This window comes from Leptolyngbya sp. NIES-2104 (assembly GCF_001485215.1).
Taxonomy (GTDB): domain Bacteria; phylum Cyanobacteriota; class Cyanobacteriia; order Leptolyngbyales; family Leptolyngbyaceae; genus Leptolyngbya.
The window spans coordinates 2421736-2448167 of sequence record NZ_BBWW01000001.1; the positions used below are offsets into that span (position 1 = coordinate 2421736).

The 26432-nt window shown below is 47.7% G+C and carries 34 protein-coding genes; 16 read left to right on the plus strand and 18 right to left on the minus strand.

What is annotated here, in order from left to right:
• Window positions 1-43 precede the first annotated feature (43 nt).
• Window positions 44-898 (minus strand): PHP domain-containing protein, encoded by an 855-nt coding sequence (locus NIES2104_RS11235; RefSeq protein WP_058998297.1) that lies wholly within the window; start codon window positions 896-898, stop codon window positions 44-46.
• Window positions 899-920: 22 nt separating this feature from the next.
• On the opposite strand from NIES2104_RS11235, the gene nei reads away from it, so the two are divergent.
• The 3 genes from nei to NIES2104_RS31700 are packed head-to-tail and all read left to right on the plus strand — an operon-like array spanning window position 921 to window position 2673.
• The gene (gene nei, locus NIES2104_RS11240; protein ID WP_058998298.1) at window positions 921-1754 is read left to right on the plus strand and encodes an endonuclease VIII; all 834 of its coding nucleotides are present in this window, start codon (window positions 921-923) and stop codon (window positions 1752-1754) included.
• 4 nt (window positions 1755-1758) lie between these two features.
• Window positions 1759-2532, plus strand: coding sequence for an Rpn family recombination-promoting nuclease/putative transposase (locus NIES2104_RS11245; protein WP_058998299.1), 774 nt, complete (start codon window positions 1759-1761; stop codon window positions 2530-2532).
• Window positions 2533-2673 (plus strand): hypothetical protein, encoded by a 141-nt coding sequence (locus tag NIES2104_RS31700; protein WP_156426924.1) that lies wholly within the window; start codon window positions 2533-2535, stop codon window positions 2671-2673.
• 98 nt (window positions 2674-2771) lie between these two features.
• Here the strand turns inward: NIES2104_RS31700 and NIES2104_RS32270 are convergent, their stop codons facing one another.
• The 3 genes from NIES2104_RS32270 to NIES2104_RS11260 form a co-directional block, all read right to left on the minus strand.
• Window positions 2772-3230, minus strand: a complete 459-nt coding sequence (locus NIES2104_RS32270) for a hypothetical protein (protein WP_192843575.1) — start codon at window positions 3228-3230, stop codon at window positions 2772-2774.
• A 103-nt stretch (window positions 3231-3333) separates the two neighbouring features.
• Window positions 3334-4476 (minus strand): IS4 family transposase, encoded by a 1143-nt coding sequence (locus NIES2104_RS11255; RefSeq protein WP_058995868.1) that lies wholly within the window; start codon window positions 4474-4476, stop codon window positions 3334-3336.
• Window positions 4477-4579: 103 nt separating this feature from the next.
• Window positions 4580-4888, minus strand: a complete 309-nt coding sequence (locus tag NIES2104_RS11260) for a glycine-rich protein (RefSeq protein WP_058998301.1) — start codon at window positions 4886-4888, stop codon at window positions 4580-4582.
• Between NIES2104_RS11260 and NIES2104_RS33400 the strand changes: the two genes are divergently transcribed.
• Window positions 4887-5015 (plus strand): hypothetical protein, encoded by a 129-nt coding sequence (locus NIES2104_RS33400; RefSeq protein WP_263970943.1) that lies wholly within the window; start codon window positions 4887-4889, stop codon window positions 5013-5015. The genes NIES2104_RS11260 and NIES2104_RS33400 overlap by 2 nt on opposite strands.
• Window positions 5016-5237: 222 nt before the next feature.
• Window positions 5238-5843 (plus strand): DUF6883 domain-containing protein, encoded by a 606-nt coding sequence (locus NIES2104_RS11265; RefSeq protein ID WP_082689968.1) that lies wholly within the window; start codon window positions 5238-5240, stop codon window positions 5841-5843.
• 7 nt (window positions 5844-5850) lie between these two features.
• On the opposite strand, the gene NIES2104_RS11270 is transcribed toward NIES2104_RS11265, so the two are convergent.
• The 3 genes from NIES2104_RS11270 to NIES2104_RS11280 form a co-directional block, all read right to left on the minus strand.
• Window positions 5851-6132 carry a type II toxin-antitoxin system RelE/ParE family toxin gene (locus NIES2104_RS11270; protein WP_058998303.1) on the minus strand — a complete coding sequence of 94 codons (282 nt, stop codon included), beginning with the start codon at window positions 6130-6132 and terminating at the stop codon, window positions 5851-5853.
• 5 nt (window positions 6133-6137) lie between these two features.
• The gene (locus NIES2104_RS11275) at window positions 6138-6416 is read right to left on the minus strand and encodes a type II toxin-antitoxin system Phd/YefM family antitoxin (protein ID WP_058998304.1); all 279 of its coding nucleotides are present in this window, start codon (window positions 6414-6416) and stop codon (window positions 6138-6140) included.
• Between the two features lie 102 nt (window positions 6417-6518).
• Entirely contained in the window at window positions 6519-8606 is a 2088-nt protein-coding gene (locus tag NIES2104_RS11280; RefSeq protein WP_058998305.1) for an NAD(P)/FAD-dependent oxidoreductase, read from the minus strand.
• Between the two features lie 138 nt (window positions 8607-8744).
• On the opposite strand from NIES2104_RS11280, the gene NIES2104_RS11285 reads away from it, so the two are divergent.
• From NIES2104_RS11285 to NIES2104_RS11295, 3 genes are all read left to right on the plus strand, one after another.
• Entirely contained in the window at window positions 8745-8966 is a 222-nt protein-coding gene (locus tag NIES2104_RS11285; RefSeq protein ID WP_058998306.1) for a hypothetical protein, read from the plus strand.
• A 28-nt stretch (window positions 8967-8994) separates the two neighbouring features.
• Window positions 8995-9918 (plus strand): ROK family protein, encoded by a 924-nt coding sequence (locus tag NIES2104_RS11290; protein ID WP_058998307.1) that lies wholly within the window; start codon window positions 8995-8997, stop codon window positions 9916-9918.
• Between the two features lie 90 nt (window positions 9919-10008).
• A complete protein-coding gene (locus NIES2104_RS11295; protein ID WP_058998308.1) occupies window positions 10009-11301 on the plus strand; it encodes a S1C family serine protease in 1293 nt (430 codons plus the stop codon).
• Between the two features lie 144 nt (window positions 11302-11445).
• Here NIES2104_RS11295 and NIES2104_RS11300 read toward each other — a convergent pair whose 3' ends face one another.
• The 5 genes from NIES2104_RS11300 to NIES2104_RS11320 form a co-directional block, all read right to left on the minus strand.
• On the minus strand, window positions 11446-12879 hold the full coding sequence (locus NIES2104_RS11300; protein ID WP_058998309.1) for an FAD-binding domain-containing protein: 1434 nt from the start codon (window positions 12877-12879) through the stop codon (window positions 11446-11448).
• 3 nt (window positions 12880-12882) lie between these two features.
• Window positions 12883-13434: an NUDIX hydrolase gene (locus tag NIES2104_RS11305; RefSeq protein WP_058998310.1), complete on the minus strand. Its 552-nt coding sequence runs from the start codon at window positions 13432-13434 to the stop codon at window positions 12883-12885.
• A 29-nt stretch (window positions 13435-13463) separates the two neighbouring features.
• Window positions 13464-13934, minus strand: a complete 471-nt coding sequence (gene folK, locus NIES2104_RS11310) for a 2-amino-4-hydroxy-6-hydroxymethyldihydropteridine diphosphokinase (protein ID WP_058998311.1) — start codon at window positions 13932-13934, stop codon at window positions 13464-13466.
• Window positions 13934-14518, minus strand: a complete 585-nt coding sequence (locus tag NIES2104_RS11315; protein WP_058998312.1) for a Uma2 family endonuclease — start codon at window positions 14516-14518, stop codon at window positions 13934-13936. The genes folK and NIES2104_RS11315 overlap by 1 nt, the downstream gene beginning before the upstream one ends.
• Window positions 14519-14649: 131 nt before the next feature.
• The gene (locus tag NIES2104_RS11320) at window positions 14650-15363 is read right to left on the minus strand and encodes a rhomboid family intramembrane serine protease (protein WP_058998313.1); all 714 of its coding nucleotides are present in this window, start codon (window positions 15361-15363) and stop codon (window positions 14650-14652) included.
• A gap of 118 nt (window positions 15364-15481) precedes the next feature.
• On the opposite strand from NIES2104_RS11320, the gene hisA reads away from it, so the two are divergent.
• The 5 genes from hisA (at window position 15482) to NIES2104_RS32960 (ending at window position 21382) form a co-directional block, all read left to right on the plus strand.
• A complete protein-coding gene (gene hisA, locus NIES2104_RS11325) occupies window positions 15482-16255 on the plus strand; it encodes a 1-(5-phosphoribosyl)-5-[(5-phosphoribosylamino)methylideneamino]imidazole-4-carboxamide isomerase (protein ID WP_058998314.1) in 774 nt (257 codons plus the stop codon).
• A 9-nt stretch (window positions 16256-16264) separates the two neighbouring features.
• Window positions 16265-16408 (plus strand): hypothetical protein, encoded by a 144-nt coding sequence (locus NIES2104_RS31710; protein ID WP_156426925.1) that lies wholly within the window; start codon window positions 16265-16267, stop codon window positions 16406-16408.
• A gap of 191 nt (window positions 16409-16599) precedes the next feature.
• Window positions 16600-18147 (plus strand): M48 family metalloprotease, encoded by a 1548-nt coding sequence (locus tag NIES2104_RS11330; RefSeq protein WP_058998315.1) that lies wholly within the window; start codon window positions 16600-16602, stop codon window positions 18145-18147.
• Between the two features lie 26 nt (window positions 18148-18173).
• Window positions 18174-18506: a hypothetical protein gene (locus tag NIES2104_RS11335; RefSeq protein ID WP_058998316.1), complete on the plus strand. Its 333-nt coding sequence runs from the start codon at window positions 18174-18176 to the stop codon at window positions 18504-18506.
• A gap of 389 nt (window positions 18507-18895) precedes the next feature.
• On the plus strand, window positions 18896-21382 hold the full coding sequence (locus NIES2104_RS32960) for an ATP-binding protein (protein ID WP_058998317.1): 2487 nt from the start codon (window positions 18896-18898) through the stop codon (window positions 21380-21382).
• Between the two features lie 59 nt (window positions 21383-21441).
• On the opposite strand, the gene NIES2104_RS11345 is transcribed toward NIES2104_RS32960, so the two are convergent.
• On the minus strand, window positions 21442-22539 hold the full coding sequence (locus NIES2104_RS11345) for a TRAP transporter substrate-binding protein (protein ID WP_059001671.1): 1098 nt from the start codon (window positions 22537-22539) through the stop codon (window positions 21442-21444).
• A 52-nt stretch (window positions 22540-22591) separates the two neighbouring features.
• Window positions 22592-23149, minus strand: coding sequence for an NYN domain-containing protein (locus tag NIES2104_RS11350; RefSeq protein WP_058998318.1), 558 nt, complete (start codon window positions 23147-23149; stop codon window positions 22592-22594).
• Window positions 23150-23551: 402 nt separating this feature from the next.
• On the opposite strand from NIES2104_RS11350, the gene NIES2104_RS11355 reads away from it, so the two are divergent.
• From NIES2104_RS11355 to NIES2104_RS11365, 3 genes are all read left to right on the plus strand, one after another.
• Window positions 23552-23776: a hypothetical protein gene (locus NIES2104_RS11355; RefSeq protein ID WP_058998319.1), complete on the plus strand. Its 225-nt coding sequence runs from the start codon at window positions 23552-23554 to the stop codon at window positions 23774-23776.
• A gap of 92 nt (window positions 23777-23868) precedes the next feature.
• Window positions 23869-24075 (plus strand): hypothetical protein, encoded by a 207-nt coding sequence (locus tag NIES2104_RS11360; protein ID WP_058998320.1) that lies wholly within the window; start codon window positions 23869-23871, stop codon window positions 24073-24075.
• Between the two features lie 209 nt (window positions 24076-24284).
• Window positions 24285-24761: a hypothetical protein gene (locus tag NIES2104_RS11365; protein WP_058998321.1), complete on the plus strand. Its 477-nt coding sequence runs from the start codon at window positions 24285-24287 to the stop codon at window positions 24759-24761.
• A gap of 72 nt (window positions 24762-24833) precedes the next feature.
• Here the strand turns inward: NIES2104_RS11365 and NIES2104_RS11370 are convergent, their stop codons facing one another.
• From NIES2104_RS11370 to NIES2104_RS11385, 4 genes are read right to left on the minus strand one after another with little or no spacing between them, the layout of a single operon-like run.
• A complete protein-coding gene (locus tag NIES2104_RS11370; RefSeq protein ID WP_082689969.1) occupies window positions 24834-25220 on the minus strand; it encodes a type II toxin-antitoxin system death-on-curing family toxin in 387 nt (128 codons plus the stop codon).
• The gene (locus NIES2104_RS11375; protein ID WP_058998322.1) at window positions 25217-25414 is read right to left on the minus strand and encodes a hypothetical protein; all 198 of its coding nucleotides are present in this window, start codon (window positions 25412-25414) and stop codon (window positions 25217-25219) included. Before NIES2104_RS11375 ends, NIES2104_RS11370 begins: the two co-directional genes overlap by 4 nt.
• Window positions 25415-25442: 28 nt before the next feature.
• Entirely contained in the window at window positions 25443-26144 is a 702-nt protein-coding gene (locus NIES2104_RS11380; RefSeq protein WP_058998323.1) for an energy-coupling factor ABC transporter ATP-binding protein, read from the minus strand.
• Between the two features lie 6 nt (window positions 26145-26150).
• On the minus strand, window positions 26151-26417 hold the full coding sequence (locus NIES2104_RS11385; protein ID WP_058998324.1) for a hypothetical protein: 267 nt from the start codon (window positions 26415-26417) through the stop codon (window positions 26151-26153).
• Window positions 26418-26432: the final 15 nt, after the last annotated feature.

Below are 26432 nucleotides of genomic sequence, written 5' to 3' on the forward strand. Positions count from 1 at the left end.
ATTCTCCTATACGAGAACCCTAGTCCTCGTCCGGAGAAATCTCTCAATTTTTCAGCGAAATTGCAGCCTGTTTAATCGGGTCTAAAAGGTCGATCGACACTTTCAAACTATTAAGCGATCGATATTCATCCGCTTTGCAATCCGCCGGAATCCCATGAAAATCACTTCCACCACTGATTAACAATCCGTTCTGAGCACACATTTCTTTCAGTCGCTCTGCTTGCCAAAGTGTGTGACTCGGATGATAAACTTCAATTCCCATCAGTCCAGCTTCCACTAGTTCTGGTAGAACTTGCTTCACAGGTGCACCCCGAAACAGAAACGGATGCGCCCAAATCGGAACGGCTCCACAATCGCGCAACAATCGAATACCATCTGCGGCACTGAATTTTTCATACTGAACAAATGCAGGTCGATCGTCCGCGAGAAAGCGATCGAAGGCTTCTCTCGTCGATTCCACATGACCCGCTCTTACCAATGCCGAAGCAATATGAGGACGACCGGGAGCCATTCCTTCGCCCATCTGCGGCAGTTCAATGTCGTAACCGAGTGCCGCAAGTTTATCGATCATTTCTTGAGCGCGACGTTTCCGCCCTTCGATGCGTTCGGTGAGGGGTGGAACTAACTGATCTCGATCGGGATAAAACCCCAAAATATGAAGAGAGCGATCGCGAAACACGGTACTCAATTCTAATCCAGGCACGATTTCGAGTTCGGGAGGAGCAGCAGCGGTTGCTTCGCAGTTGCGCAAAGCGCTAAACGCTTCATCCCAACCGGAAACCGTATCGTGATCGGTAATCGCGAGCGCACGAACACCGGACTCGATCGCGGCGTTCACGAGTTCGGTCGGACTCAGCATTCCATCTGAGTAGGTTGTGTGGCAATGTAGTTCTAACATACCTTTAATCTAGCGTAACGAGATGCCCGAAGGACCTGAAATTCGTCAAGCAGCGGATCAAATTGCGGCAGCATTAGTCGATCGACGAGTGACCGAAATGTTCTTCGCCTTCGATCGATTAAAACCTTACGAATCCGCATTCATCGGGCATTCTGTAACCGCTGTTCGGACTCGTGGGAAAGGCATGGTGATTTGTTTTAGCAATCAGCTTTATCTCTACAGTCACAATCAGCTTTATGGTCGCTGGTATGTTCGCAAAGCTCATTCTTACCCACAAACCAATCGACAGTTACGCTTAGCAATTCACACTGCAAAAAAATCAGCATTGCTCTACAGTGCTTCTGATATTGAAGTTTTACAAGAATCTGAACTATCGACCCATTTGTTTCTGAGTCGGATTGAGTTAGATGTGTTAGATGAAGCAGTGACTGTGGAACAGATTGAAGCTAGGTTTCGAGATAAACGATTCTATCGGCGACAGCTACCGATTTTATTATTAGATCAACATTTTCTTGGCGGCTTAGGTAACTATCTTCGGAGTGAAATTCTCTTTGTGGCGCGAGTGTTTCCAACCCTACGCCCGATCGATTGTTCTGATAGTCAAATACAAGCTTTATCACAAGCGGTTTTAACGGTTACACACCAGTCTTATCGAACAAAGGGAATTACTAACGATTTAGAAATAGCAATGCGGTTGAAAGCGAACGGCGATCGTAGAAGTGACTATCGGCACTATGTGTTTAATCGCGAGAATCGTCCTTGCTTTGTGTGTGGAACAGCGATCGTCAAAGAAGTCTTAGCTGGACGACGATTGTACTACTGCCCTCATTGCCAAGCCAAAATGCCAGTAAAATAGGTCGATGTTTGATACTCTTTCCAAATTCCTTGCAGACGAATACTCTGAGGATATTTCTTCTTGGTTGGTCGGTAAGCCGATCAAGCTCACGGAACTCAAGCCGAAAGAACTCTCACTTGAGCCGATTCGGGCGGATTCTGTAGTGCTGCTTAAATCAAGACGGCTGATCCTTCATGCGGAATTTCAAACCGATCCAGACGATCAAATTGGCTTTCGGATGGCGGATTATAGTTTACGAATTTATCGCAAGTTTCCGAATCGGCGATTAGTGCAGGTTGTCGTCTATCTACGGGAGACAAACTCGCAACAGGTGTATAAGACCGATTTTCAGGTGAATCGATTGCGGAATGAGTTTGATGTGATTCGATTGTGGGAGCAGTCAACTGAGCAATTTTTGCAGCGTCCAGGGTTGTTGCCGTATGCGGCATTGACGAGAACGAGCAATCGAGCCGCAACGCTCAGAGAAGTGGCGCAAAGAATCGAGGCATTGGAAGACGGACAGGAAAAGAGTAATCTAGCGGCAGCTTCTGGTGTGTTGGCTGCTTTATCATTGGATAAAGAAGTGATCAAACGAATTTTACGGAGGGATATTATGCAGCAATCTCCGCTTTATCAAGAATGGCAGCAAGAAGCTGAACTGCGTGGACGGCAAGAAGGACAGTTAGAAGCGCGTCGATCGTTAGCGCTCAAAATGTTACAGGAGAACTACCCCCTAGAAGCGATCGCTCGGCTGACTGAGTTATCGATCGAACAACTCGAACAGATCCGCCAAAACTAGATGAGAACGAATTATTTTAAGTGGAGTGCGATCGCGCTTGAGATGAAGGGCGATCGCGCTTCGATCGTTGCAGTGTCCCGCCCTGAAATGGAATTTCGGGCTAATCGGCGCAAGTCCATTAGAAATGGACTAAGAGAATGAAACTGCTTCCCAGTCTACTTCAGTAGACTTTCCACGATTAGCCCGAAATTCATTTCAGGGCGGGAGCGCAACGCAGCAAAGAGACTTTCAGATCTCGTCTAAGCCTCCACCTTCAACGGTGCAGCAGATTGCTTCCGACGACGCAAGCGCGACAGCACTCCGCTCACCACCAGACCAGGCAGAGGCGAAAACGCGAAGGGAATCGGAGTGATTTCGGTGATTTCAACGAAGCCATCACCACTTCTCACCCCATCAGCAACACTGATGTTGGCAGGATTGGCTAGAAAGGCTGAGTTGATAAAGCCAGTGCCGCCGATGGAGTTGCCACCTCCATTGAAACCGCCACCACCACCGCCATCGCCAACAGCGGGACCACCCCCACCGCCGCCGCCAAATCCACCAGCACCAGCACCAGGAAACCTGGGAGTGCCACCGCCGCCGCCGTTAAGGAAGCTAAAGCCACCGCTGAAACCGTTACTGCTGAAACCACCGCCACCGCCGCTAGTACTACCGCCAGTTCCATTACCGGCGCTGAAACTTCCGCTGCTGCCGCCCACGCCGACAGCGCCGTTCCTGCCAGCACCGCCGCCCGCAACGATGATCGGTATCGTGGTTCCGCCGTTGACCAAGACTACGAAAGCTTAAGGGGTGACAACGAAGCTAGAGAGCAGACTGAATCAGGGAAATGGCGTTGAGACCTCGCTGAAAGAAAAGGCGTTTTTGCGGCTTGAGTGCCATCAGTTGACCTGCCAAGGTTGACCACAAATTCAAGGGTTCAATCCATAACTTGCCATACAAGCCAATCCAGAAAGCACTGTGACGCTTTGTTGTCCGCTTTGGCTCAGTCACACGAGCGACGTAACGCTGCACTTGTTTTTTGCGAATGCGCCGCCCTTGTAGGGTCGAGATCGAGTAGGCAATGGCAATCAGGACCAGCAGGGCAGTAAAACGCCCGAAATCGGCATGACAATCTTCGAGGTGATAGCCGCCGGATTTGTAGTCTTTGAACAGGGGTTCAATCGAGAAGCGAGTGGCATAAGCGTTGAGCGTTTGTTCGGCATCGACGAGATTAGTCAGAAGATACCAAGCATCCGAACTCGATTGACGGTAGGCACGCTTTTGGCGCAAGACTAAATTGTGCTTGCCGAACCCGCGATTTTGCGTCACTTGAATTTGCAGATATTGCTCGGTGATTCCGGGCGTTTGCGGCAAGTCATCAAGGCGCGTAAACCTGCTGCTGTCGTCTGGTTTGACGGTCGTACTCTTCGGTAAACGGAACACGAATTTGACTCGCTTTTCTACACACCAAGCCGCCAGTTCAATGCTGTGAAACTCACGGTCTCCGAGCAGAATGAAGCGATGCTTTTTCAACAGATGAAACACAGGGCGTAACACTCTTCGTTGTTCAACAAGTGAACTCTGTCCTTGCTTGTTCAGCCACATCCAGTGCAATGGAATCGCTCGCTTATTGTACACAAGACTCACCATGATCAAGTTATGGTCTTGCCATTGGGTACGGTCAATCACCAGATGAAGTGGTTTGCTCCGGGGATGATGTCGCTTGACCCACTGCTTGACAATCGGAAACCAGATCGCTTGCGGAGTCAGTTGCGGCAAGCTCAAGAATCGTTGAATGTTTCGTCGTCTGCTCTCAAATAGAATCGGTTGCGGAAATAGAGTGGCTAAGCGTTCAATCGTAATTCTGCGCTCTTTGTGCAACAGTTCGACCAAGATTTCTAGCGTCACAAATTGCGTCTGGGTTAATTGCGATTGTAAACAGGTTTGATAGAATGAGGGCAACATATTTTAGATCGATGAGGTGAAACAATTGGAATCACCTCATTTTTTCTGTCTCTCGATACTGCTATCCGGCATCTTCTCTACGGTTCAGCTGCGTTGTCACCCCCTAAGCTACGAAAGTCCCTCCTCCTCCTCCTGATCCTCTTACGTTACTGTTGCCACCTTGACCGCCCACTAAAATGCTGATTGTCTGCCCCGCTGCCAGATTGAAGTCTGCCCCCGTTCTCCCGCCTAAGCCACCGGGGAGTCCGACACGGTTTCCACCTTGAGCGCCAAAGGTTGTAATCGTGTAGGTTCCCGTGATAGGCACTGTCCACGATTGCAAACTGCCCGTGAAGTTAAAAGTCTGGAGTGCCGCAGCGGGAGTCGCGTAAGCGACTCCCGCTGCGACTGCGCCTAAAAGTGCAAGTTTCATGATTTCTTCTCATCTTGAATGTCAACTAAGCGCGATCGAGCATCAGACAGTGCAACTCATCGATCGCAGCCCGAATGATCAGAAGTGCGATCGACCAGTGGCAGTCAATGAGCAGATACGCGATTGATCAAAACAGCACTGCGCGATCGAAGTGCTGGTCTACACCCACAAAATATACGGAGAACGAAACGCTGACACAGCTTTTAGGCTTGAAGTCTAAAATTTCAGAAGGTTTACCGAATCTGTGTCATGGTGCAATATGAGCAAACCGAATGATCACGGATGCAGTCTCTAACTTACGCAGGCTGAAGAGCTTGTATACTAAGCTCAATTTAAACGGATTAGCGGAATGAAAATGCCATCGGGCTTGGTGATTCAAGAGCGAAAGCTGACGAATTACCTCTTGATTTATCAGCCGAAAGATGACGAGTCCGAGTTTTTAGCTGGTGCGGGGTATACGCTGCAAACTTGGCGATCGTTGGAGCAGGATATACTCAGGGCAGTGGAGGGACATGAAGTATTTGAAACGATCGCGACTGAATGGGGCACAAGATTTAGAGTGAATTGTGAGTGGACTGGCTTGAATGGTCGCAGATTGAGAGTGGTGACGATTTGGCAGCAGGATACAGGTGCTGATGCGATTCGGTTTGTGACGCTGTATCCGGATAAGTCTGAGGAAGAGAATGCAGGGCAGGAGGATTGCAGAATGAAGGATGTGCTATTTCATTGGGTAGTTATGTTGCGGGATGTGCCGGAAAGCGGTGTAAAGGTGGGCGATCGTGGTGTGATTGTCGATGAGTTGCCGTTTTCAGAGGAACATCAGGAAACGGGATATACGATCGAGGTGTTTCGGCAAGGGGAAACGGTTGCGGTGGTGTCGGTTCCGGTGTCTTGGGGGAACGTGTTGCCGGAGGTGTGGGGACAGAAGGATGTGAGTGCGATCGCGGCGAGTTAGGGGGCGATCAGTCAAGCAATCGACGAAGCTGCTTGTAAACTTCATCGTCATTGCGTTTACCAACCAGAATGACCTCGACTAAATCTTCTTCAGGGTCATAACGATAGACAATTCTATATTCACCCGAATCTACTCGATAGTAGCCTTCGTAGCCTTTGAGTGCTTTGCTATCTGGAGGTAAGGGATCGAGGTTGAGCATCAGGACTTTCTTAGCAAGCTGTGCGGTAATTTTGGGCTGAAGTCCTTTGATGAACTCTAGAACGGATTCAAGACCATCAAGTTTTGCCATGTTCGTTATCGATCGTGCTTGTCGAGTGTTGCAAGCTGTTCTAGTTCGGCAACAAAGGTGGCTGATCCGACCATTGAAGAGTTTTGTAATTCGACTTCGGCAAGTTTTCCGAGGGCTTGATCTTCGAGTTCGGTGAGACGATCGAGCAGTTGCTGATAGTTCTGAATTGAGAGGACAACGTAGCTCGGCTGAGATTGATCGAGCAAAATCACAGGTTCGCTGGTTGCGGTTTCTAAAACGTCTTGAGATCGCGCTTTCATTTCTTCGATCGAGAATTGCTGCATGGCTGCTAATGGATGAGGGCGGATGGAATTATTTTAGTTGGTGGAGTGCGATCGCATCAGGTTAGCGATCGCGCTGATTTCAGATCATCACGGGTGCAGTGTTTAACTCACCTGGTGATTTCCAGCTTCCGGCTCTCGATTGTCTAAACGCGATCGATTTACGCCGATCGCGTAAATCGATCGCATCAGCTTAAATTTCGGCATCATCTGAGGTTTCCCCATGCCGTATGTCATGGCATAGCTCTGAGATAGCCCCCACAACCAAATCGCCGGAAATCTCGACTCTAACCAAGGCTGACTCTGAAAGAGCACCTTTGGAAACCAACCACTGAGAATCCAGCTAATCAACGCATTCAATCCAAAATTGAGATAGTTGCCAGTCCAGCGCAACAAATCTCTCGGACCTGCCATTTGCCAAATCCACAGCAATAAAGATGGATTCTTTAGCGCAGCCACGATCGCCATTGCATTAAACCTTGTCCAAGTCACTCGATCTTTGATAAACGCATCTGCAACTTCTGGCGGTTGGTCTGCTAACACATCAAAGAAGGTGTTCAGCATCGAATTCACTTGCTGTGGCGGTAATGATTTTCCAGTCGGAACCATCATTCCTTTTGAAAACATCCAAGTGACCGAAACATTGCTTTGATACGCTCGGATGGCATTGAGCGATCGCTTACTCAATAAGTCATGTTTCAGAGCAACATCTAGTAAGTGTGTTAATCGAGATAGATTCCGCACCAATGAACCGAAGCCCGTAAAGACTAACGGAGATTGCAGTGAGGCAGCATCCCCGATCGCGATTAATCGATCGAATGCAATGGTGCGATCGCGGCTATTGGTGCTGAAATGTCCTGGAATGTACCCGAATGTTGCCTTTTTCCAGACGAGTTTCTCCATGTCACAGCGCCGATATTCGGGCAAAATCGTAAAGAAATCCTCGTACATTTCGAGCAGCGATCCAGGATTCTCAGGATGCACTTGGTGATAGTGAAACAGATAAAAGGTTAGCTCTTTCTCTTCGGCGGGGAACAGCTCCCAGATCAATTGTCTGCCGCGTGAAATGTCGCCGTGACTGTTCAACACGTCGCCGTAGTGCGAATCCCACACGCCTTGATCAAAGCCTTCGGAAATCACAGCCCCAACCGTGGGACACACACTATCAAAAGCGCGTCCTCCGTTCAATTGCCACGCGATCGGGGAAGCTGTTCCCATTGCATCGACTAACAATCGTCCGGTGATGCGTCTTTCTTGCTGAGTGGGTAAATGAGTTGCATTGATCGTGACTTGATTCGGGCTGATATCAGCACGTTGAAATTCCGTTTCGTCCCAGACTTCGCCGCCTGCTTCTCTGAGTTTTTCACCACAGAGTTTGAGGAATCGCTCAGCATCGATCGCGATATTTAAAACCGTTGGCGTGTGGAGAATTTTCGCTTTGGCTTGCGGGGGATTGTTGGCATCAAAGAATTTATGGAAGCCGTCTACATATTCGTTGGCGATGACGCGATCAAACTCTGCGATCGTGAACAATCCCAAATCAATCAAGCTCTGAAATTCACTCCGCGAAATATTCCACTCGCGATTCATCCGTCCAAACGGCATTCGCTCAATCAGCAACACCCGATAGCCCAATTTCGCCATCACTGCCGCATGAACAATTCCCAACGCGCCACCAACGTAGATTAGATCAAATGCTGGTTTTGTTGGAGTCGTATCGCCGTTATCGGTGACAAACACGACTTGACGCGGCGTTTGAGGAGTTTGAACGCCTTCGCGCCATCGTTGCTCCCACCAGTACACACGATTGAGGTCGTATTCCCCGTTGGGAATCTTTTTGAAAAATTCGACTGTTTTCGGATAGTACGCCGCTAGAGCATCAAAAATTGATTGCTGAGATAAATCGATTTGTGGCGGTTCTGGGTAAAGATTGGGAAACTGCGATCGAATCGCCTCCACAAACTGATTTAAAATCTGCTTTTCACCTGGAACTGCACCAGTGCGAAACACTTTGAGATAGGTCGATCGCTGAACTGACCACACAAAAATCGACAATTCACCACCCAAAGTCAAACGAATTCCCGCAGGAGTGAGCGATTTTTCGCCAGATTTCGAACTGTAGCCCGTATGCAGCCATTGAATCACCGCATTGGTATCCGGGGTTGGGACTTCGAGGTAAAGGATTTCTTTCATAATCGTCGATCTAAACTCCGAATCGGGAACTAAAGCGGGTTGACAACTCCAGGAAAAACAAGCTACTCCTGATACCAACTTAAAAAACTTCACATCTTTCTTATTATTCCTGATTAAAGCCGCGACTGGGATTGCCCTATGAATTATCCGATTTCACCTCCCCATTCTGAACCTGTTACTGAAGAATTATTACTCAGCGCGATCGCACAAGTAATCGACACGGCTCGATCGCAAGGTCGATCGCTCGAAGAAGTCAAAGCCGAAGTGCTCGCAGAAGATAGACTCCTCGATCCTCAACAACGTCATTGGTTAAGCGAGATCGTCACGCAAGCTTGGGAAAGTCTACCAGATTGCTTGTAGGATCATTTCTGTTTCTCAAGCAACCGCAATGAATGGGTCAATTCAAGTCCTGGGAATCGATTTAGGTGGAACTGCAATTAAGTTAGGACGGTTTACCACTGATGGGCATTGCCTCAAAACGATAACGGTTCCAACTCCTCAGCCTGCGTTTCCTGAACCTGTATTGATGGCGATCGTTGATGCGATCGCAAAACTTGATCCCGATCGAGAAGCTTCTGCGATCGGGATCGGGATGCCGGGTCCCACGGATGCTACTGGACGTATTGCCCGAATTGCGATCAATTTGCCGAATTGGATCGAAGTGCCGATCGCAGATTGGATCGAGGCGAAAACAGGACGACCCACGATCGCTTCAAATGATGCCAACTGTGCTGGATTGGGAGAAGCGTGGTTAGGTGCGGGTCGATCGTTTCGCAATTTCATTCTGCTGACTTTGGGAACGGGTGTCGGTGGCGCGATTATTCTCAACGGTGAACTTTTTATCGGGCACAACGGCGCAGCGGGAGAATTGGGACTGATTAGCCTAGATAGAAATGGTGAGCCTTGTAATAGCGGCAATCGGGGATCGTTAGAGCAACACACCTCGATTCAAGCGATCCGACGACGAACAGGAAAGGAACCGGATGAATTGGGGCGATTAGCTCGATCGAGTGATCCTGAAGCCTTAGAATTTTGGCGATCGTATGGGCGCGATTTGGGGTTGGGATTAACCAGTCTGATTTATGTGCTGACTCCAGAAGCGATCGTGATTGGTGGCGGAGTGAGTGCGAGTGCGGAGTTTTTTCTACCCAGTGCGATCGCCGAAATCGAACAGCGAGTGATGCCGACTTCGCGTGAAGGCTTACAGATTTTGACCGCAGAATTGGGAAATCGAGCAGGAATAGTTGGGGCTGCGAAATTAGCGATCAAATGTCATCCTTCTATAGGCGTAGATGAGAATCTGGATGTATAATCATCACACCCTACCCGGTTGAGGCTAGAACGCTCAAGAACGGGACGATTTGGACGTTCTAGCGATGTCGTCCTTCATGTTCTACATCCTATGAATCAGACCCCCATTTGGCGTGTTGTGTTGGCTGGTTTGTTTTGGTGGCTGACGCTGCAAGCTCCAAGTTTGAGTGAGCCACAAAGAGCTTCTCATGATCCGATGTCCGCAAAAATTGAGATTGCCCGAATTCGATCGGGTGTGTTGCCTGGAGTGATTATTGGTGGACATCACGAAGGCTGGTTGAATGTTGTGCAGCAGCGGTATACGGCGTCGAGTGAGCGGGACGATCGCTTTGAAGAATCCGCCCGGTATTTGATCGAAGATGAACTGGTGCAAGCAGGATTGAATGTAGCGCGATCGCAGCCGAGTTCTGTGTTTGAAGAAGCGGTAAACGATACAGAACCCGGACGCTTTTTGGTCGGTGGCACGATGACCCAGGCGCGATTGAATTCGTATCAGTCGTGGTTCAAAAGCGATCGTACTCAAGATGAACGAACGATTCGCTGGGAATTGTTCGATCGACATCGTGCGAGAGTTGTTTATCGTCAGGAAATTACCGGAAGTGCTGAGGCAGAAGGGATTGATAATCCGGCTGCAACTTACGAGGCGATTCGGGCAAGCATTAAACAGCTTTTATCGGAGCCGACCTTTTTAGCTGCTTTGGATTCACCCGGATCTGAAACGGTGACTCCTGCTCGATATGAGGTTGCAGCTTTGGCAGTCTCGGATCAACCGTTGTCGATCGCGCAATTAACCGGGCGAAGTGTTTCTTCGATCGTGCGAATTCGGACGGCGAGTGGTCGCGGCAGTGGATTTCTGATTGATTCTTCTGGGTTAGTGATTACCAATCATCATGTCGTGGGTTCTGCCTTTACGGTGAATGTGGATTTGTATGATGGCAGTACTCGAATTGGGCGAGTGTTGCGGCGTGATCCGGAACTCGATGCGGCTCTGGTGCGATTGGAAGGAGATGCGATCGACGTTTCAGGGTTGCCGCTATGTGAGACGAATGCGGTTCGAGTGGGGGAATCGGTGATTGCGATCGGCAATCCGCTATCGCTCTCGAATAGCGTGACTCAAGGAATTGTCAGCGGATTTCGATTAGATGGCGATCGACGTTTGATTCAAACCGATACCGCGATTAATCCGGGCAATAGTGGTGGTCCATTGATGAATCGTCAAGGTGCAGTAATTGGAATTGTGACCGAGAAGATTGCCAGTAAAGGGATTGAAGGGCTGGGATTTGCGTTACCGATCGATCAGGTTTTACATCGATTGAATGTTGAGATTGTGAAACGCGATCGAGCCACCATTGATGATTGTGGGAACGCGATCGCGGCTTCCTAGTACCAGATTGATTTGTTCAGGCGATAAATCCTTTGCCCCCTAAATCCCCCATTCTGGGGGACTTTGAGAATCAAATCTCTTTAGACTGCTTGAAGTCCCCCAGAATGGGGGATTTAGGGGGCATTAGGCGACTGAAACGCAGCATCAATCCCCACCACCATCTCCGGTTGCCGCCTTCTGTGCGGCAAACCGTTCCTTAAATTTCCGCTGTTGCACATTGTGATCAATGATCGGTTTTGGATAGCCCGCTCGATCGCGTTCTTCCTTTGAAATCGTGCCAGAAATCAAATCCGCCGTTTCCACATGACGCAATTCTGGCAAGAACTCCCGAATATAGTCCGCATCTTGATCAAACTTCTTCGTCTGACTTGCTGGATTAAAGATCCTCAACGGTTTCGGGTCCATGCCGCTCGATGTACTCCACTGCCATCCGCCATTGTTCGACGACAAATCGCCATCGTACAATCGCTGCATAAAATACTTCTCACCCAAGCGATAATCCACGAATAAATCCTTAGTCAAAAAGCTCGCCACAATCATCCGACAGCGATTGTGCATCCAAGCGGTTTCATTCATTTGACGGATCGCAGCATCAACGATCGGGAATCCGGTTCGACCTTCACACCAAGCCTGAAAATACTGCTCGTTATTGTCCCAAGGAAAGCTCTTCAACACTTCCCGATAAGCACCGTCCGCGAGTTCAGGAAAGTGATACATCGCGTGTTGATAAAACTCACGCCAAGCAATTTCTTGACGATAAACCCGGATATCGTCCGTGTCGCCGCGATGGGCTGCTTCATCGATCGCGCTCCAAACCGTCCGCACTCCAATCACACCAAACTTCAAAGCCGCACTGAGCAACGAAGTGCCAGGATGAGCCGGAAAATTCCGCTCTTCTTGATACGAATAGATCGCATTCGAGCAGAATTCTTCTAATCGTTCCTGCGCTGCTTTTTCACCCGGATCAAGCATCAAGGGATTATCCCAGACATAGCCCAAATCCTTTGCAGATGGCAGCGGAATCAGTCCTTCTGCTTGTTCTCGTTCCGAATCGGTCAATCCTTCGACTCCTGCAAGATCCGGAGCCGGAGGCGTTTTCTTCTGAATGCTCCAATTCTTCCAAAATGGCGAATAAACAGTGTAAGGCGATCCCGATCCCGATTTGATTGATTCGGGTGAGTGCATCAATTGGGACCAGAACGTTTGCGTTTTGATTCCCATTGAATTCAACGAAGCCATCACAGTCTGATCGCGATCGCGTCCATACGGTTCGACATCTTCATTCAAAAACACCGCTGAAGCGTTGAGCGATCGTGCTAATTTCGGAATTCCCTCTTTCGGATCAGCTTGAATAATCAGTAACTCGCTTCCCGCTTCTCGATATCGAGACTGCAACGACTCCAAACTTCCGATCAGATACTTCACTCGTGCCGGAGCCACATCATCTCGATCGAGAATTAACGGATCAAGACAAAACACCCCGACAACTTTCTGCGATCGTTCTCGTGCCGTTGCCAAACCTAGATTGTCCGAGATCCGCAGATCTCGACGATGCCAAAACAAAATCAAATCAGACATAACTTAATCAAACAACAGTGGACGTGCCAATAAGAAGCTCGAAATCGACTTAGAATCCGCAATATCTCCAGCGTAGATCGCAGATTCAACTTCTTGGGGAGTCATTAACACTGTCTCAATATCTTCGTCCTCATCTTGATCGGGCGGATTCTCAACGGGTGTCGCTTCGGTGGCTAAAAACGCATAAATTACTTCATCCGAATAGCCCGGAGCTAAAAAGAATTCCCCCAGCTTTTTCCAATTCTCTGAAGTGTAGCTTGTTTCTTCCTGAACTTCTCGCTGTACTGTCTCTAACGGATCTTCTCCTAGCTCCACAGTTCCCGCTGGAAACTCATACAACCGTCGCTGCACTGCAAATCGATACTGTTTCACCAACACCAGCTTTCCATCGGTTGTCACTGGAATCACCAACGCGCCGCCCGGATGCCGAATACATTCCCAATCACCTTCTGCTTTGTTCGGCAATCGTAGGTTATTGACTTCAAAGTTAAATTTCCGTCCTTTGTACAAAAGACGCTGTTTCAGGAGTTGAGGAGGTTCTGATCCCAGACGCATGAATTTAATAGGGTGAAGGGTTATCAAGCTCAAAGCTTTTTCACATCTGAAGCATCGATCGATTGAAGCAGTTGCGCGATCGATCGATTCAATCGAGGATGTTTCCAATCAGGGGCAATCTCCGCTAAAGGCACCAGCACAAAAGCGCGATCGCTCATTCGAGGATGGGGAACTTCGAGCGTCTCAGTTTGGAATACTACATCATTAATCAGGAGAATATCTAAGTCAAGAGTACGAGCATCCCATTTCTGGTGTCGAATTCGCCCAAATTCCGTCTCAATCTGCTGAAGTTTTGCTAAAAGTTCGAGCGGTTCTAACTCTGTTTCGAGAATCGCGCATCCATTGATGTAATCGGGCTGAGGTGGACTGTTTGGAAGTGTTACGGCTTTCGTTTGATACCAGGACGAGCGAGCGACAACCGTTGCTAATCGATTCAGTGCAGATTCTAGAATCGATCGAGAATCTCCTAAGTTACTACCAAGCGCGATCGCATATTTCATTAGACAGTAGGCATTGGAAAAACGATCGACAAATCTAAGCACAATTCCGAAAACTGAGGCAACTTAACACGCTCATCCGGCAGCGCAATCCGCTTCAATCGATAGCCAAATTTTGATGCTGATTTCTGATACGGTTCGCTGTACATTTCTAGAACGCGATCGATCAAATTAAAAATCCAATAATGCTGAATTTCATCCTCTGCATACAGTTCTAACTTCGTCTCTTGGTCATACGTCAGAGATGAATCCGAAATTTCGATCAGCAGCAAAATGTCTTCTGAGCGAGGATGTCCCGAAAGATAATCATCAGGGCGATTACGAACGATCGCGAAGTCGGGTTCTGGCTCACCATCATTCGGTAGTGCGATCGGTTCTTGTCCACGCAAGGTTGCTTGATCCCCGATTAGCTTTGTGAGTTGACGATTCAAACGAGTACTACAAACAGAATGTGGTGTTCCTTTTGCTGCCATATAAATTAACTGTCCTCGAATCAGTTCAACGTGATCGTCTTCCTGGAAAAATCCCAACTCGGTTAAGTGATGATATTCCTCGATCGTGAATCGTTTCAGCGTTGGCATATTCATCGCACAGCAAGCAAAGAGTACTCTTTGAATTTTAACTGCAAAAAACCCTCCAGACGCAGCCGGAGGGCGTGCATCTCTGGACGCTCTGATTTTCCTTTTTGCTCTAGTAGTCCGTCACGCGGTGGGGAATGTCAAGGGGAGTATCGTTTATCCCGATTTGAAAAAAGTCCGAGTAAGGGTCCCAAAACTGCGCCAAAGACGAATCCGCCTGCATGTGCCCAGTATGCGACTCCACCTTGTTCCATGCCGATATTCGCTGGAACGTTTAAGCTGGCAAATCCATAGAATGCTTGCTGAATAAACCAAACTCCCAAATATGCCCAAGCCGGAATCCGAAACGGGAAAAAGATAAACGGCGGGATGATCGTTGTGACTGCGGCTCCAGGAAATTTCAAAATATACGCGCCCATCACACCCGCGATCGCGCCACTGGCTCCAAGCGATGGAATATTCGAGTTAGCCGAGAAAAACCACTGGGTTAAGGCAGCCAACATTCCACAAGCAATGTAGAAAATTAAAAATCGAACATGTCCCAGCCGATCTTCGACGTTGTTTCCGAAGATCCAAAGAAACAGCATATTTCCCGCGATGTGAGCAAATCCCCCATGAAGAAACTGCGACGTAATCAGCGTGATCCATTCTGGAAACGCCTGATTCTGCAGCGGTTCACCTAGAAGACTTTTGGTTAACTGACTTGGCACAACCGCCCAAGTGTAGAAGAAGTTTTCTAGCTCAGGCGGGGTAAGCGATAACTGATAAATAAAGACTAAAACGTTGACCGCAATGATTCCGTATGTGACATAGGGGGTGATGCGGGTTGGATTGTCGTCGCTGACCGGAAACACAGTTTATCCTCAAACATAATTTTAGTCAGAAGAATAACTGATCTTCTCGATCGCTGTCTGTTGATCTGGAGACAGATCTATGACTACGATTTGTTTGCTTTGTAGATGAGACAAACCGATGGAAGTGATACCCGCGATCGATCTACTCGATGGTAAATGTGTGCGACTGTATCAAGGTGATTACAATCAATCGCAAGTGTTTAATGATGATCCCGTTGCTGTGGCGCGTCAGTGGGAAGCTCAAGGCGCGACTCGATTACATTTAGTCGATTTGGATGGTGCGAAAGCTGGACATCCGGTGAATTTGGATGCGATTCGATCGATTGTCGAAGCGCTAGAGATTCCGGTTGAAGTGGGCGGAGGATTACGCGATCGATCTGCGGTTGCGGCATTACTTTCGACAGGGGTGAGATGGGCAATTCTTGGAACCGTTGCGGTTGAACAGCCTGAATTGGTCGCGCAGTTGTGTGGAGAATTTCCGGGGCAGATTATGGTCGGAATTGATGCGCGAAATGGAAAAGTTGCGACAAAAGGATGGCTTGAGACTTCGGAAGTGTTGGCGACTGATTTAGCGGAACGGATGGCGCAATTGGGAGCAGCGGCAATTATTTACACGGATATTCATCGCGATGGTACGATGCAGGGTCCGAACTTGGAAGCGTTGAGAGATTTGGCAGCGATCGCGGCAATTCCGGTGATTGCTTCGGGTGGAGTGAGTTCGCTCACGGATTTATTGAGTTTGTTAGCATTAGAGCCGCAGGGCGTGACAGGTGCGATCGTGGGAAAAGCGCTGTACACCGGAGATGTTTCACTGACAGAGGCAGTTCGGGCAGTCGGTCAAGGACGATGGCAAGATATTCCGCCTGATTTTGGTTCATCTGCATTTGCATAGGAGAAAACAATGGGTAGCCATAAGAAAAAGTTGGCAAAGAAAATCGTGAAGAAAGTGGTGCGTAAGCTGAAGAAAAAACTTCCGAAAAAGATTGCGAAACAGTTAGCCAAAGATTCTGCAAAGCGGCAAATTGCAGCGGTTTTAGATCGATAAAGTATGCGATTTTAAGAAGATGTTTGCAAAGCGATCGGTCTTCGTACTCACCCACCCCGGAATGGAATTCGGGGCTAATCGAACGAAGTCCACTAAAGGGGACTGAAGAACTAGATTTAGGATGAGCGATCGCGACAAAACTTTGCAGACATCTTGATAAAATCTCACGTCTAAAAATCTGGGAGTTTCAGATGAAGAAGCAAGCTGTGCGGAAACGGTTTCGCTGGTTCCTTCCAAGGTTCGTCGTCCTTTGTTGTGCCATTCTGCTTCTCGTTCGTCCGATCATCTTTGCGATTTCTGTTTCCGCAAGTTCGCCCCCGGTCGAAACGAAACCCGCAGAAGTCGCTAAACCGCCTGAACTCTCAGAGCGTGAGAAGAAACTAATTGAAGCCGATCGACTATTTAAATCAGGTGACAAAGCTGGAGCCGAAAAGCTTTATCGGGAAGTGAAACCTGCTTTTGCTGGAGTCAAAGAAGCCAGTGTTCAAGAAGTGATTACTGATCCAGAAAAACTTTCACCTGCCGGAACAGTCTATTGGCGTGAATCAGAAGCGGGACTCGCTCAGAATTTAGAAAGTCGAATTTTTGTGCCGTTGGAATTGCTGGTGAAAGAGTATCCGCAATTTATTCCGGGACAGTTGCGATATGCAGAAGCACTTGAGAAATATGGCAAGAAAGAGCAAGCCTTAACTGTTCTAGAAAAAGCGGCAACTCAGTTTCCAAGTCAGCCGGAATTAATCAAAGCAAAAGTTGCCGCATATGCGAAGAATGAGAAATGGATTGAGGCATCGATCGCATCTCGACAATTCGCCTTACTCAATCCGGATCATCCTCAAACGGCTGAATTTACCAAGCTTGCAGAGCAGTATCAAGATCGTTATCAAAGACAATTACGCGGTAAATTACGTGGAAATCTCATCGGTGGCATTCTCACAGGTGCGATCGGGTATGCACTTACTGGAAGTTTGTTCGGTCCTCTGACTGCGGTTCAAAATACTGCACTGTTACTTCGTGGAGAATCGGCAGTCGGAGAACGAGTCATGCGGCAGGCTCAACGGCAGCTTGATCTCGTCAAAGATCAAGAGGTGAATGATTACGTCAATGGTCTGGGGCAAAAGCTAGCGACTGCTGCGGGGCGAAAGGAATTTAAGTATGAATTCAATGTAGTGCTGGATGATAAGTTGAATGCGTTTGCGCTTCCGGGCGGGAAAGTGTTTATCAATGCAGGCGCGATCGAGAAAGCGAATTCCGAAGCTGAACTGGCTGGACTGCTCGGACATGAACTCTCTCACGCAGTTCTGTCGCATAGTTTCCAATTGATCACGGAAGGAACCTTAACTGCAAATTTAACTCAGTTCATTCCTTATGTGGGTGGCTTGCTCACAGATATTACAACCTTGAGCTACAGTCGCGAGATGGAACGTCAAGCAGATGTTCTCGGAACTCGGTTGCTTGCATCGACGAACTATGCTTCAGATGGTTTATACAATCTGATGGTCACACTGCAAAAACAAGAAGAAAAAGAACAGCGAAATCGTCCTCCAGAGTGGTTAGCTTCGCATCCGTTACCAAACGATCGAGTAAGTTATCTACAAGAACTGATTACAACAACCGGATACAATCGCTATGCGTTTGAAGGAATTGAACAGCATAAAGCAATTCAAACGAAGGTAAGTCAGTTGCTGAAAGAACATAAAGCGCAAGAAGAGAAGAAAGGCGATCGACGAAACGACAATTAGCGCGATCGATTGGGAAAGGCTGGAGGATGACACGTAGAGCGTTAAATCGTATTGCTGCTTATTTGCTTGGAGGCGTTGCTTTTGTCGCCTCTCTCATTTACTTGAGCTATGTTGATCAGCTTGGGTTTCCTGATGGCTTTATTAGTGAATTAGGATATGCACAAAGAAACCTTGCTTATCTATTCATTGGAATAAGTGTTGTTTTAGGAACCTATTTCATCTATTTGGGGGCGATCGCGGCTCGAAAATCGATTGAGAAGAAATTAGCGATCGCTGTTCTCTCCTATCTAATTTGTATCGTCGTTATTGCCGCTCTAAATTACTATTACCGCTTACATTTACCGGGTAGTGGTGGTTAATAAACTCCTAGCAATTCTGCCAGGGGTCGAAATCAATTTAATTAAGTTCCGCTTGTTCCTCCTTTTTCCGAGCAGGACTTTTGCGAATATGGAGAAGACACTGATCGACTCTCTCTCGAAGCTGTCAAAGACCGAGAAACGTTTATCGAATTTGTTCGGGCGTTAATCCGCGATCGAGAAACATCCGTGTTTGGCATTCAGAGCAAGACGAGTTTGTATCTGAGGGTGAATTCTAATCTAACTGCTGTGTGCCAAAGGAGATCAGCCGCTTGATTCGCTTTTTAATCTGTTGAAACATTTGCGCCATAGGGAATGTTAAGCACAACCTGTCAGCGCCGAGACAGTCCCCAGCAGCGCTTAGGTTGAGTGCCCTATTGTCAGTTTTAACGATGATTCAGCAATTAGACACCCGTTCTCCGCAAGTTGATCTGACAGATTCATCGAGCTTGACTCCATTACCTCGTCAGCTCAGTCTGATTGAAACTTGGGGATTCGGTCTAACCGGACTTTTGTTGTGGATGGGAGTTGCACCCGGAACCCAAGCTGAATTGGGCAATCAAGCGTTATGGGTTTGGATTCCCGGTGCGATCGTCGGTGTGATCATTGTGCTGCAAGTTCGGAGTTTGGGACGAGGATTTCCAGATGTGGCTGGAGGAACGCCAAACTACGTCACGCATTTATTAAAGGATTATCCGACGCTAACGAGCTATGCTGCGATCGGTTACTTAGTGAGTTGGATCGCTGTTCTTCCTGTGAATGCGATCATTCTCGCTGACTTGATTCAGACGATTCTTAATCCGTTAGGAATTGTGCTACCTGATATCATTCTACGAATCGGATTCACGGTTCTAGCCTTTATTGTTGCTTTTAGTGGTAGCCATGCACTCGGAACACTGCATCTCATCTTCTTACTTCCTGCGGTCGGCTTTTTGCTTGCATTTTGTTTGCAAGGAACTCATGCAGTCATCACAACATCCTCTCTGATTGGGTTTACAGATAGCAATGTAACCTTTTCATTCCAAGGATGGGCAAAGTGGTATCTCAATGGAACTTATGCTTTCTACGCTTGCGAAACGGCATCCGTTTTTGTTGCAGATAGTAAGCGTCCCTGCGGAACATTACAAAGCTTGTTACTTGCAGCAGCACTGATCCCGATCGTTTATATCGGCGGTTCCTGGATTTTGCTGCATCTAGCGATAGAACCAGGATCGGGTAGTAATACGTTTCTGAATCTACTCTCAGCCGCGAAATCCTTCTGGGGACAATCTGCTTCGTTTCTGATCACCTTTCTCGTTGTATCAAGTAGCCTTTTATCTTGTGCAACGGCAGTTGCAATCTGTCCACGAATTTTGTATCAACTCGCGCACGATCGACAAATCTCACCGATCTTTGGGGTTACTTCCCGTCAAGGAGTCTTCGCGCCTGGTTTACTTTTGACCTTGGTTTTGAGTGTGGCTTGGTTGATTTGGGGAGATGTTCACCGAATTGTGATGATTACAACAGTCGGTTGGCTAATCTGCTTTATTGTGCTCCATTGGGGACTCTGGCAGCAGCGTGGCGACTCAGCCGTCCTATTTCCAAGACTGTCACTGGGATTATGCGGACTAGAGATTGTTGTCTTAGTCGTTGGAGGATGTGCTTGGGGACTGCAAGACTTGGTGATTGGTCTACTGCTCCCGATCGTGATTTTGATGGTCGATCGATTTATCCAACAGTTTTCCTGGACTTTGAAGGTTCCTGAATGGCTCAATCGTTGGTATCAGTATCGAGACCGCCAAGATCTTCAAGGCTTTATTGCGCTGCAAGTCTTAGTATTGATCGTATTCATCTGCGGAGCCACGATCGTCAGTTGGTTCAGTAGTCGCTTAGTGAGCCAAAGCGCCCTAGAATCGAGTGCAAATCTATTAGTTGTCCTCATTCTAGTCCTTTCATTTATTGGAATTGCGATCGCGTGTTGGACAATTTTTCCTCAAATCGTCGCCGTGAATGAAGCTCGCAATCAAGCAGAACAATTGTCGAATCATCTGCAACAGACGCTCAAAGAACTCCAGCAAACCCAACTGCAAATGGTACAGCAAGAAAAGCTATCGAGTTTAGGGCAATTAGTTGCGGGCGTTGCTCATGAGATCAATAATCCAGTGAACTTTATTCACGGCAACCTCGATCATGTGCAGAACTACGCAGACGATTTACTGAACTTGGTGCAACTTTACCAAGCCTACTATCCGAACCCGGCTCCAGAAATTCGAGCAGAGGCAGAGGATATTGATCTCGACTTTTTGCAAGAAGACTTGATTAAAGTTTTGGATTCAATGAAAGTCGGAACGGATCGGATTCGTGAAATTGTGTTGTCGTTGCGAAACTTTTCTCGCATGGATGAAGCGGAATTCAAAACGGTTGATCTGCACGAGGGCATTGAAAGCACATTAATGATTCTGCAACATCGTCTCAAAGCGATCGCTAAACGACCCGCGATCGAAATCATTCGAGACTTTGATCGATTACCCCCAATCGATTGCTACCCTGGACAACTCAATCAAGTCGTGATGAACATTCTGGCAAATGCGATCGATGCCTTAGAAGAGATGAGCGCGAAGCAAAAAGATTTCGCACCTCAAATTCAAATCCGAACATCAATGATTGACAATCAGTGGGTGAAGGTTGCGATCGCAGATAATGGTTCAGGTATTCCTGAAACGATTAGAAACCGAATTTTTGATCCGTTTTTCACGACTAAACCTGTAGGCAAAGGAACAGGTTTAGGGATGTCGATTAGCTATCACATCATTGTTGAAAAACATCAGGGTAAGCTAGAGTGCTTTTCGCATCCTAATCAAGGAACAGAGTTCGTGATTTATTTACCGCTGCAACAGTAAACAACGATAATGAAGCGACTAGAATTCTGCATTAATAACGTTCGGGTATTTTACGGTATTCAATTTCCCGATCGCAATGAGAAATCCGAAAAGCTCAACTCATTAATCTTGTTCCACTGATAAACCTGATCGCGAAACTGCTTCCACTGTCCATACACTTGCTTAAACGTATTATTTTTCGCTGCATTCGCCTCGTACAATTCAAACGAAGCTTTCTGAGCCGCCTGCATAATCTCTTTACTGTATGGAGTCAACTGCGTTCCGCCTGCGACCAGACGTGCGATCGCTTCTCGATTTAGCGCATCATATTGCGCCAACATATTCACATTCGCTTCAAAAGCCGCCGTTTTAAGAACTTCCTGATACTCTTTTGGCAACTTCCGCCAAGCGTTTAAATTAATCTGCGTTTCTAAAGTCGGTCCCGGTTCCCACCAGCCAGGGTAGTAGTAAAACTTCGCGGCTTTATGCAAACCAAGTTTCTCATCGTCATAAGGTCCCACCCACTCCGCCGCATCGATCGCGCCTCGATCCAACGCCAAATAAATCTCGCCCCCCGGAAGTACCTGTACATTCACGCCCAGTCGCGACATCACTTCGCCACCGAGACCCGGAATTCGCATCTTTAAGCCTTTGAGATCCGCGATCGAGTTCACCCGTCGCTTAAACCAGCCGCCCATCTGCACCCCAGTATTACCCGCCGGAAAGTTAATGATGCTGAAATCCGAATACAGCTTGTGCATCGCATCCAATCCGCCCCCGTGATACAGCCAAGCATTTTGCTGTTGAGCATTCAGCCCAAACGGAACCGCACAGCCAAACGCCAACGCTGGATTTTTTCCGGTGTAATAGTAACTCGCGGTATGTCCACATTCGACCGTGCCATTCTGCACCGCATCCAAAACTTGCAATCCCGGCACAATTTCCCCGGCTGCAAACGGCTGAATCACAAATCGTCCATCGGTCATTTCTGAAATGCGCCGACACACCGTTTCTGCTCCACCGAAAATCGTCTCTAACGATTTGGGCCAACTGGTCGCCATGCGCCATCTCACTGACGGTAAAGCTGTTCCCGCCGTTGCTGCTCCTCGTTTGCGAATCGTACAAGCCGTTAAAGAGCTTGATGCGATCGCGGCTCCTAATACAAATCTGCGCTTCATCTGTGTTGCCCCACTCGTATCGAAGATTCTACCGAGCAATGAGGACAGAATTTCAATCGCGCTTGTCTTTCCCAAACCGCAAATCATCCAAGCGTTTCTGAGCATCCGGATCGATCGAGTGCATTAACAATCGTCCCGCTGATTTTTTTTTCGGTTTCAATTTACTCTGAACCCGCCGCGCCGAAAACTCGACTTCATTCGCCAATTTTTCCGCAGACATCCACTCTGCACCATATCCCACTACGGTTAATTGCTGAGCGCGATCGCTAGTTGCCACAATCAACCGCTGCTTAAACTTGCGAATGTCATGCCGAAAATCCGCACAAGTTTTCTCGATATACGTATCTGCCGTCTGTCCAAAATCGGTGTAGCACACATAGAGATGCTGCGTAATCTCCTCGCGATTCGTCGGACAATCTCGATATTGCGCGTCAAACACAATATGCGTTTCAAAATTCTGGTAGGAGCTAAATCCAATGAGCGCTTCGACTAATTTCCGTCTGGCTTCTTCCAAACCGTCTCGATCGCGAATCAGTTTCAACTCATGCCAAGCTCCGACTATGTTATAGCCGTCCACCAATAAAAGTGCCTGTGGTGCAGAACGTGGCATCACTCAACGCTGAAAGGACAGGTTTGTAAAGTTTGATTTGCTTCACACTTTATAATATTGCATTTTTTTCAGTTGATCGGTGTGACGGATTACTTTTGCTAATGCCGATCGCACTATTTCAATTCCTCTCAACACCTTGACGCAGTTTCAAAAATCCATTAGTCTCTCAAATTAAGCAAATAAACCTGTGAAGCGAAATTTGCTGATCCCAAAAACTGAATCCGCCGCTGCCCAAAGTTGATTGGACCCAACAATGAGCAGCTAACCAACCAAGACTGCGTAAACAGTCCGGGAGGCTAACGTAGGATGATACCATCTGAAGTAGCCACCTCGATTTCTAATGGATTGGGGTGGCTTTAGTTTTTGGGCTTTCTTTGTCGTGTAATAAACGGAGAAAAGCCCATGAACCTGAATTTACAGGAATTGCTCGATCGATTTGATGCTGGCGATCAAACGGGTGAAAAGTTACAGCACGTTTTGATTGGATCACCTGAAGCGATTCGAGCCGTGACCCACACGCTTTGGGCGCTGAACTATGCGGAAGTTGGCTTGTGGAGTCCCATTATTCCAATGCCCGGAACGAATTTATCAATGAGTGTGCTAACGCGATATCACCGTTGCAACTAAGTGATCGATGATCGTTGCATTAAACTTGCTTGCTTTGAAAATGCGGTGCAACGATCGAGAAATTTACACAATGTGCGAGGACATATAAAGTCATGCAAGCCAAGCTCCAAGAGCAACTTTCTCAAGCGGATGCAGAAGTAATTTTAGGACGTTTGCCTGAGCGAATTCGTGTTGCTCTAATTGCGCGTGCTGCGGAGATCGAATATCCGATCGAAGCAGTTGTGGAGATGGCGATCGCTAGTTTTTTGGATGCGGAAGCGTTGGGTTTTGTGGATTGCAAACCAGGACGCGGACAGTAGCGAAAATTCATACTCTGATCGCTACTCAGTCGTCATACATCTACTTCCTAGCCATACTACGATCGCCCTACGTTGCATTTTCGGTTGAGCGATTAATCAAAATCGTTGCATTGGTCAAACGGCGCGGTGCAACAATGCTATCTATTGATGGAAAATCTATGGGTGCTTGTACATTGTAAGAACAAGATTCAATTACCAAATCGCTTTACATGGCAGTAGAGGAAATTCTTGCAGAGTTTGAGGGGAAGGATTTTGTTCCTCCCAGGCTCATTCGTACTAATCGTAGTTTCAATAATGAAGGTACTTCTCTGTATTATTACGTTCACGGTAAAGATTCTGATGGGCTTATTGCTGGTTTGAAGCTTGACTTCTTTAAAGATATTCGTTTCAGCAATTTCAAGAAGCCTCATCCAACCGAGGAGTACAGACCTTACTTCGATAAGTTTCGATATGGATTGTCGTGCAGCAACGATGATATATTGCAGCGCTTTGTATCATCTGACTCTGTGACGAAAGCGCAATTAGAAAAGATGGCTAGGCATTGGGAAGTTTCAATAGAGCAATTCATCAATACCCTGCTTCTTGCATACATGTTGTTACAGGATGCCGAAGATAATGGCTGGCTTGATAGTTCAGATTGGGATGGCGGAAATTTTAGAGGTTCATTGCCCTCAGCAAAACGCTAAAACACTTGACATATCAGAGGAGCGTACAGGACTATTGCTGAACTGGTTATCTGCGCTCGGTGAGCGCCACTGTTATCTTACGACTACGTGCTTTTTCAGCCACTCAACAAACTGTTCTCGCTCCAATTCACCCGCTGCTAGCGCTAAAATAGTTTGCTCTTGTTCGTCAACTGATGCACTAATTTCTAATCCATTCAGAACTAGAAACGTTTCCATTGCCGCGTGCCCAATACGCTTATTCCCATCCACAAAAGGATGATTCATGACCAGCGAAAATCCTAAAGCCGCTGCTTTATCAAGCAAACTCGGATAAAGTTCTTCTCCACCAAACGTCATTCGAGGTTGAGCGATCGCAGATTCCAGCATTCCTAAATCTCGAATGCCGATCGCGCCACCAGATGTCTCAACAATCCGACGATGTAGATCGAGAATCTCAATCAGCGGCAAATAGCGAATCATGCAAGCCGCTCATAAAGTTCAGCATTCTTGTGCAGCACATAATCGGCAGCTTGAGAAAAATCGCTTTTCGGATGGTTCAGCCAGTCTTCAATACTAATTCGCAGCAATTCTTCAGGAGCGATTCCAAGCTCTCGCGCCAAATCTTGTAACGCTTGAAATTGCTGGTCAGAAAGCTCAACTTTAACAGAAGCCATTCTTCATTCTCCCCAAGTTAAAATTCGCTCAATCCTCAACGTCTTCGGTCTGCATTAATCTCTGTTTCAGTCGTTCGGGATCACCCTTATCCACCACTTTCCCACTTTCCAACAAAAACGCCCCGTCACAATATTCCAATTCTTCCAACCGATGCGTCACCCAAAGCGCCGTAATGCCCCGCTTCTTCACCAACGTCTGCACCTGCGCCACCAATTCCAACTGGCTATCCGGATCAAGCAACGCAGTCGGCTCATCTAATAAAAGGACATCGCAATGACGAGCGATCGCACCCGCGATCGCGACTCGCTGTTTCTGTCCCCCACTCAGCGCATAAATCGGACGACGCTGAAACGCCCCCAAACTTACAGCCGTCAGCGACTCTTCCACCCGCTGCCGAATCTCCGCCGTCGTCAATCCTTCATCCACCAACCCAAACGCCACATCCGCCCCCACCGTCGGCATCACCAACTGATGATCCGGATTTTGAAACACAAAACCGACCGGAGGCGAGATATGAATTTCTCCTCCAGTCGGCTGCAACAATCCTGCCAACAATCTCAGCAGCGTCGATTTACCGCTCCCATTCGCGCCTAGCAGCATCCAGAACTCTCCTTTCGGCACATCCAGCGCACACGATCGCAAAATCGCCTTGTCCTCCGACCAGCCAAAACTGAGATCGATCGCTTGAATCGCAGAGAGTCCTTCCTGCATGGGCGCGTCTACGGTCATATCGATTTATTCCGCCGTTGCAAATGAGAATCCTGCGGGTCTGCCCGAAGCTGCCGCACTGGATTTCTCATACATCTGAACCGCAGCAATACTATCGGCAAACACCGCGAGCTTCTTATCGGTTTGGCGATCGCAAGTGAATTCAAGCAATCCGCCGCCGCCCTTCATCGCGCTCAAGATTTCTTGAAACGTTTCTTCCGCTGCTTCCGCTGATTTCCGTTGAAATGAGAGACCGAGCGGGTTTCCCTTCAGGGTTAATTCGAGAATATACATAATGTCGATCGTACA

What these genes read in the sequence shown, in the direction of transcription:
- NIES2104_RS11235 (WP_058998297.1), bottom strand. Translation starts at nt 898, where the DNA reads ATGTTAGAACTACATTGCCACACAACCTACTCAGATGGAATGCTGAGT.
- nei (WP_058998298.1), top strand. Translation starts at nt 921, where the DNA reads ATGCCCGAAGGACCTGAAATTCGTCAAGCAGCGGATCAAATTGCGGCA.
- NIES2104_RS11245 (WP_058998299.1), top strand. Translation starts at nt 1,759, where the DNA reads ATGTTTGATACTCTTTCCAAATTCCTTGCAGACGAATACTCTGAGGAT.
- NIES2104_RS31700 (WP_156426924.1), top strand. Translation starts at nt 2,533, where the DNA reads ATGAGAACGAATTATTTTAAGTGGAGTGCGATCGCGCTTGAGATGAAG.
- NIES2104_RS11255 (WP_058995868.1), bottom strand. Translation starts at nt 4,476, where the DNA reads ATGTTGCCCTCATTCTATCAAACCTGTTTACAATCGCAATTAACCCAG.
- NIES2104_RS33400 (WP_263970943.1), top strand. Translation starts at nt 4,887, where the DNA reads ATGATTTCTTCTCATCTTGAATGTCAACTAAGCGCGATCGAGCATCAG.
- NIES2104_RS11260 (WP_058998301.1), bottom strand. Translation starts at nt 4,888, where the DNA reads ATGAAACTTGCACTTTTAGGCGCAGTCGCAGCGGGAGTCGCTTACGCG.
- NIES2104_RS11265 (WP_082689968.1), top strand. Translation starts at nt 5,238, where the DNA reads ATGAAAATGCCATCGGGCTTGGTGATTCAAGAGCGAAAGCTGACGAAT.
- NIES2104_RS11270 (WP_058998303.1), bottom strand. Translation starts at nt 6,132, where the DNA reads ATGGCAAAACTTGATGGTCTTGAATCCGTTCTAGAGTTCATCAAAGGA.
- NIES2104_RS11275 (WP_058998304.1), bottom strand. Translation starts at nt 6,416, where the DNA reads ATGCAGCAATTCTCGATCGAAGAAATGAAAGCGCGATCTCAAGACGTT.
- NIES2104_RS11280 (WP_058998305.1), bottom strand. Translation starts at nt 8,606, where the DNA reads ATGAAAGAAATCCTTTACCTCGAAGTCCCAACCCCGGATACCAATGCG.
- NIES2104_RS11285 (WP_058998306.1), top strand. Translation starts at nt 8,745, where the DNA reads ATGAATTATCCGATTTCACCTCCCCATTCTGAACCTGTTACTGAAGAA.
- NIES2104_RS11290 (WP_058998307.1), top strand. Translation starts at nt 8,995, where the DNA reads ATGAATGGGTCAATTCAAGTCCTGGGAATCGATTTAGGTGGAACTGCA.
- NIES2104_RS11295 (WP_058998308.1), top strand. Translation starts at nt 10,009, where the DNA reads ATGAATCAGACCCCCATTTGGCGTGTTGTGTTGGCTGGTTTGTTTTGG.
- NIES2104_RS11300 (WP_058998309.1), bottom strand. Translation starts at nt 12,879, where the DNA reads ATGTCTGATTTGATTTTGTTTTGGCATCGTCGAGATCTGCGGATCTCG.
- NIES2104_RS11305 (WP_058998310.1), bottom strand. Translation starts at nt 13,434, where the DNA reads ATGCGTCTGGGATCAGAACCTCCTCAACTCCTGAAACAGCGTCTTTTG.
- folK (WP_058998311.1), bottom strand. Translation starts at nt 13,934, where the DNA reads ATGAAATATGCGATCGCGCTTGGTAGTAACTTAGGAGATTCTCGATCG.
- NIES2104_RS11315 (WP_058998312.1), bottom strand. Translation starts at nt 14,518, where the DNA reads ATGAATATGCCAACGCTGAAACGATTCACGATCGAGGAATATCATCAC.
- hisA (WP_058998314.1), top strand. Translation starts at nt 15,482, where the DNA reads ATGGAAGTGATACCCGCGATCGATCTACTCGATGGTAAATGTGTGCGA.
- NIES2104_RS31710 (WP_156426925.1), top strand. Translation starts at nt 16,265, where the DNA reads ATGGGTAGCCATAAGAAAAAGTTGGCAAAGAAAATCGTGAAGAAAGTG.
- NIES2104_RS11330 (WP_058998315.1), top strand. Translation starts at nt 16,600, where the DNA reads ATGAAGAAGCAAGCTGTGCGGAAACGGTTTCGCTGGTTCCTTCCAAGG.
- NIES2104_RS11335 (WP_058998316.1), top strand. Translation starts at nt 18,174, where the DNA reads ATGACACGTAGAGCGTTAAATCGTATTGCTGCTTATTTGCTTGGAGGC.
- NIES2104_RS32960 (WP_058998317.1), top strand. Translation starts at nt 18,896, where the DNA reads ATGATTCAGCAATTAGACACCCGTTCTCCGCAAGTTGATCTGACAGAT.
- NIES2104_RS11345 (WP_059001671.1), bottom strand. Translation starts at nt 22,539, where the DNA reads ATGAAGCGCAGATTTGTATTAGGAGCCGCGATCGCATCAAGCTCTTTA.
- NIES2104_RS11350 (WP_058998318.1), bottom strand. Translation starts at nt 23,149, where the DNA reads ATGCCACGTTCTGCACCACAGGCACTTTTATTGGTGGACGGCTATAAC.
- NIES2104_RS11355 (WP_058998319.1), top strand. Translation starts at nt 23,552, where the DNA reads ATGAACCTGAATTTACAGGAATTGCTCGATCGATTTGATGCTGGCGAT.
- NIES2104_RS11360 (WP_058998320.1), top strand. Translation starts at nt 23,869, where the DNA reads ATGCAAGCCAAGCTCCAAGAGCAACTTTCTCAAGCGGATGCAGAAGTA.
- NIES2104_RS11365 (WP_058998321.1), top strand. Translation starts at nt 24,285, where the DNA reads ATGGCAGTAGAGGAAATTCTTGCAGAGTTTGAGGGGAAGGATTTTGTT.
- NIES2104_RS11370 (WP_082689969.1), bottom strand. Translation starts at nt 25,220, where the DNA reads ATGATTCGCTATTTGCCGCTGATTGAGATTCTCGATCTACATCGTCGG.
- NIES2104_RS11375 (WP_058998322.1), bottom strand. Translation starts at nt 25,414, where the DNA reads ATGGCTTCTGTTAAAGTTGAGCTTTCTGACCAGCAATTTCAAGCGTTA.
- NIES2104_RS11380 (WP_058998323.1), bottom strand. Translation starts at nt 26,144, where the DNA reads ATGACCGTAGACGCGCCCATGCAGGAAGGACTCTCTGCGATTCAAGCG.
- NIES2104_RS11385 (WP_058998324.1), bottom strand. Translation starts at nt 26,417, where the DNA reads ATGTATATTCTCGAATTAACCCTGAAGGGAAACCCGCTCGGTCTCTCA.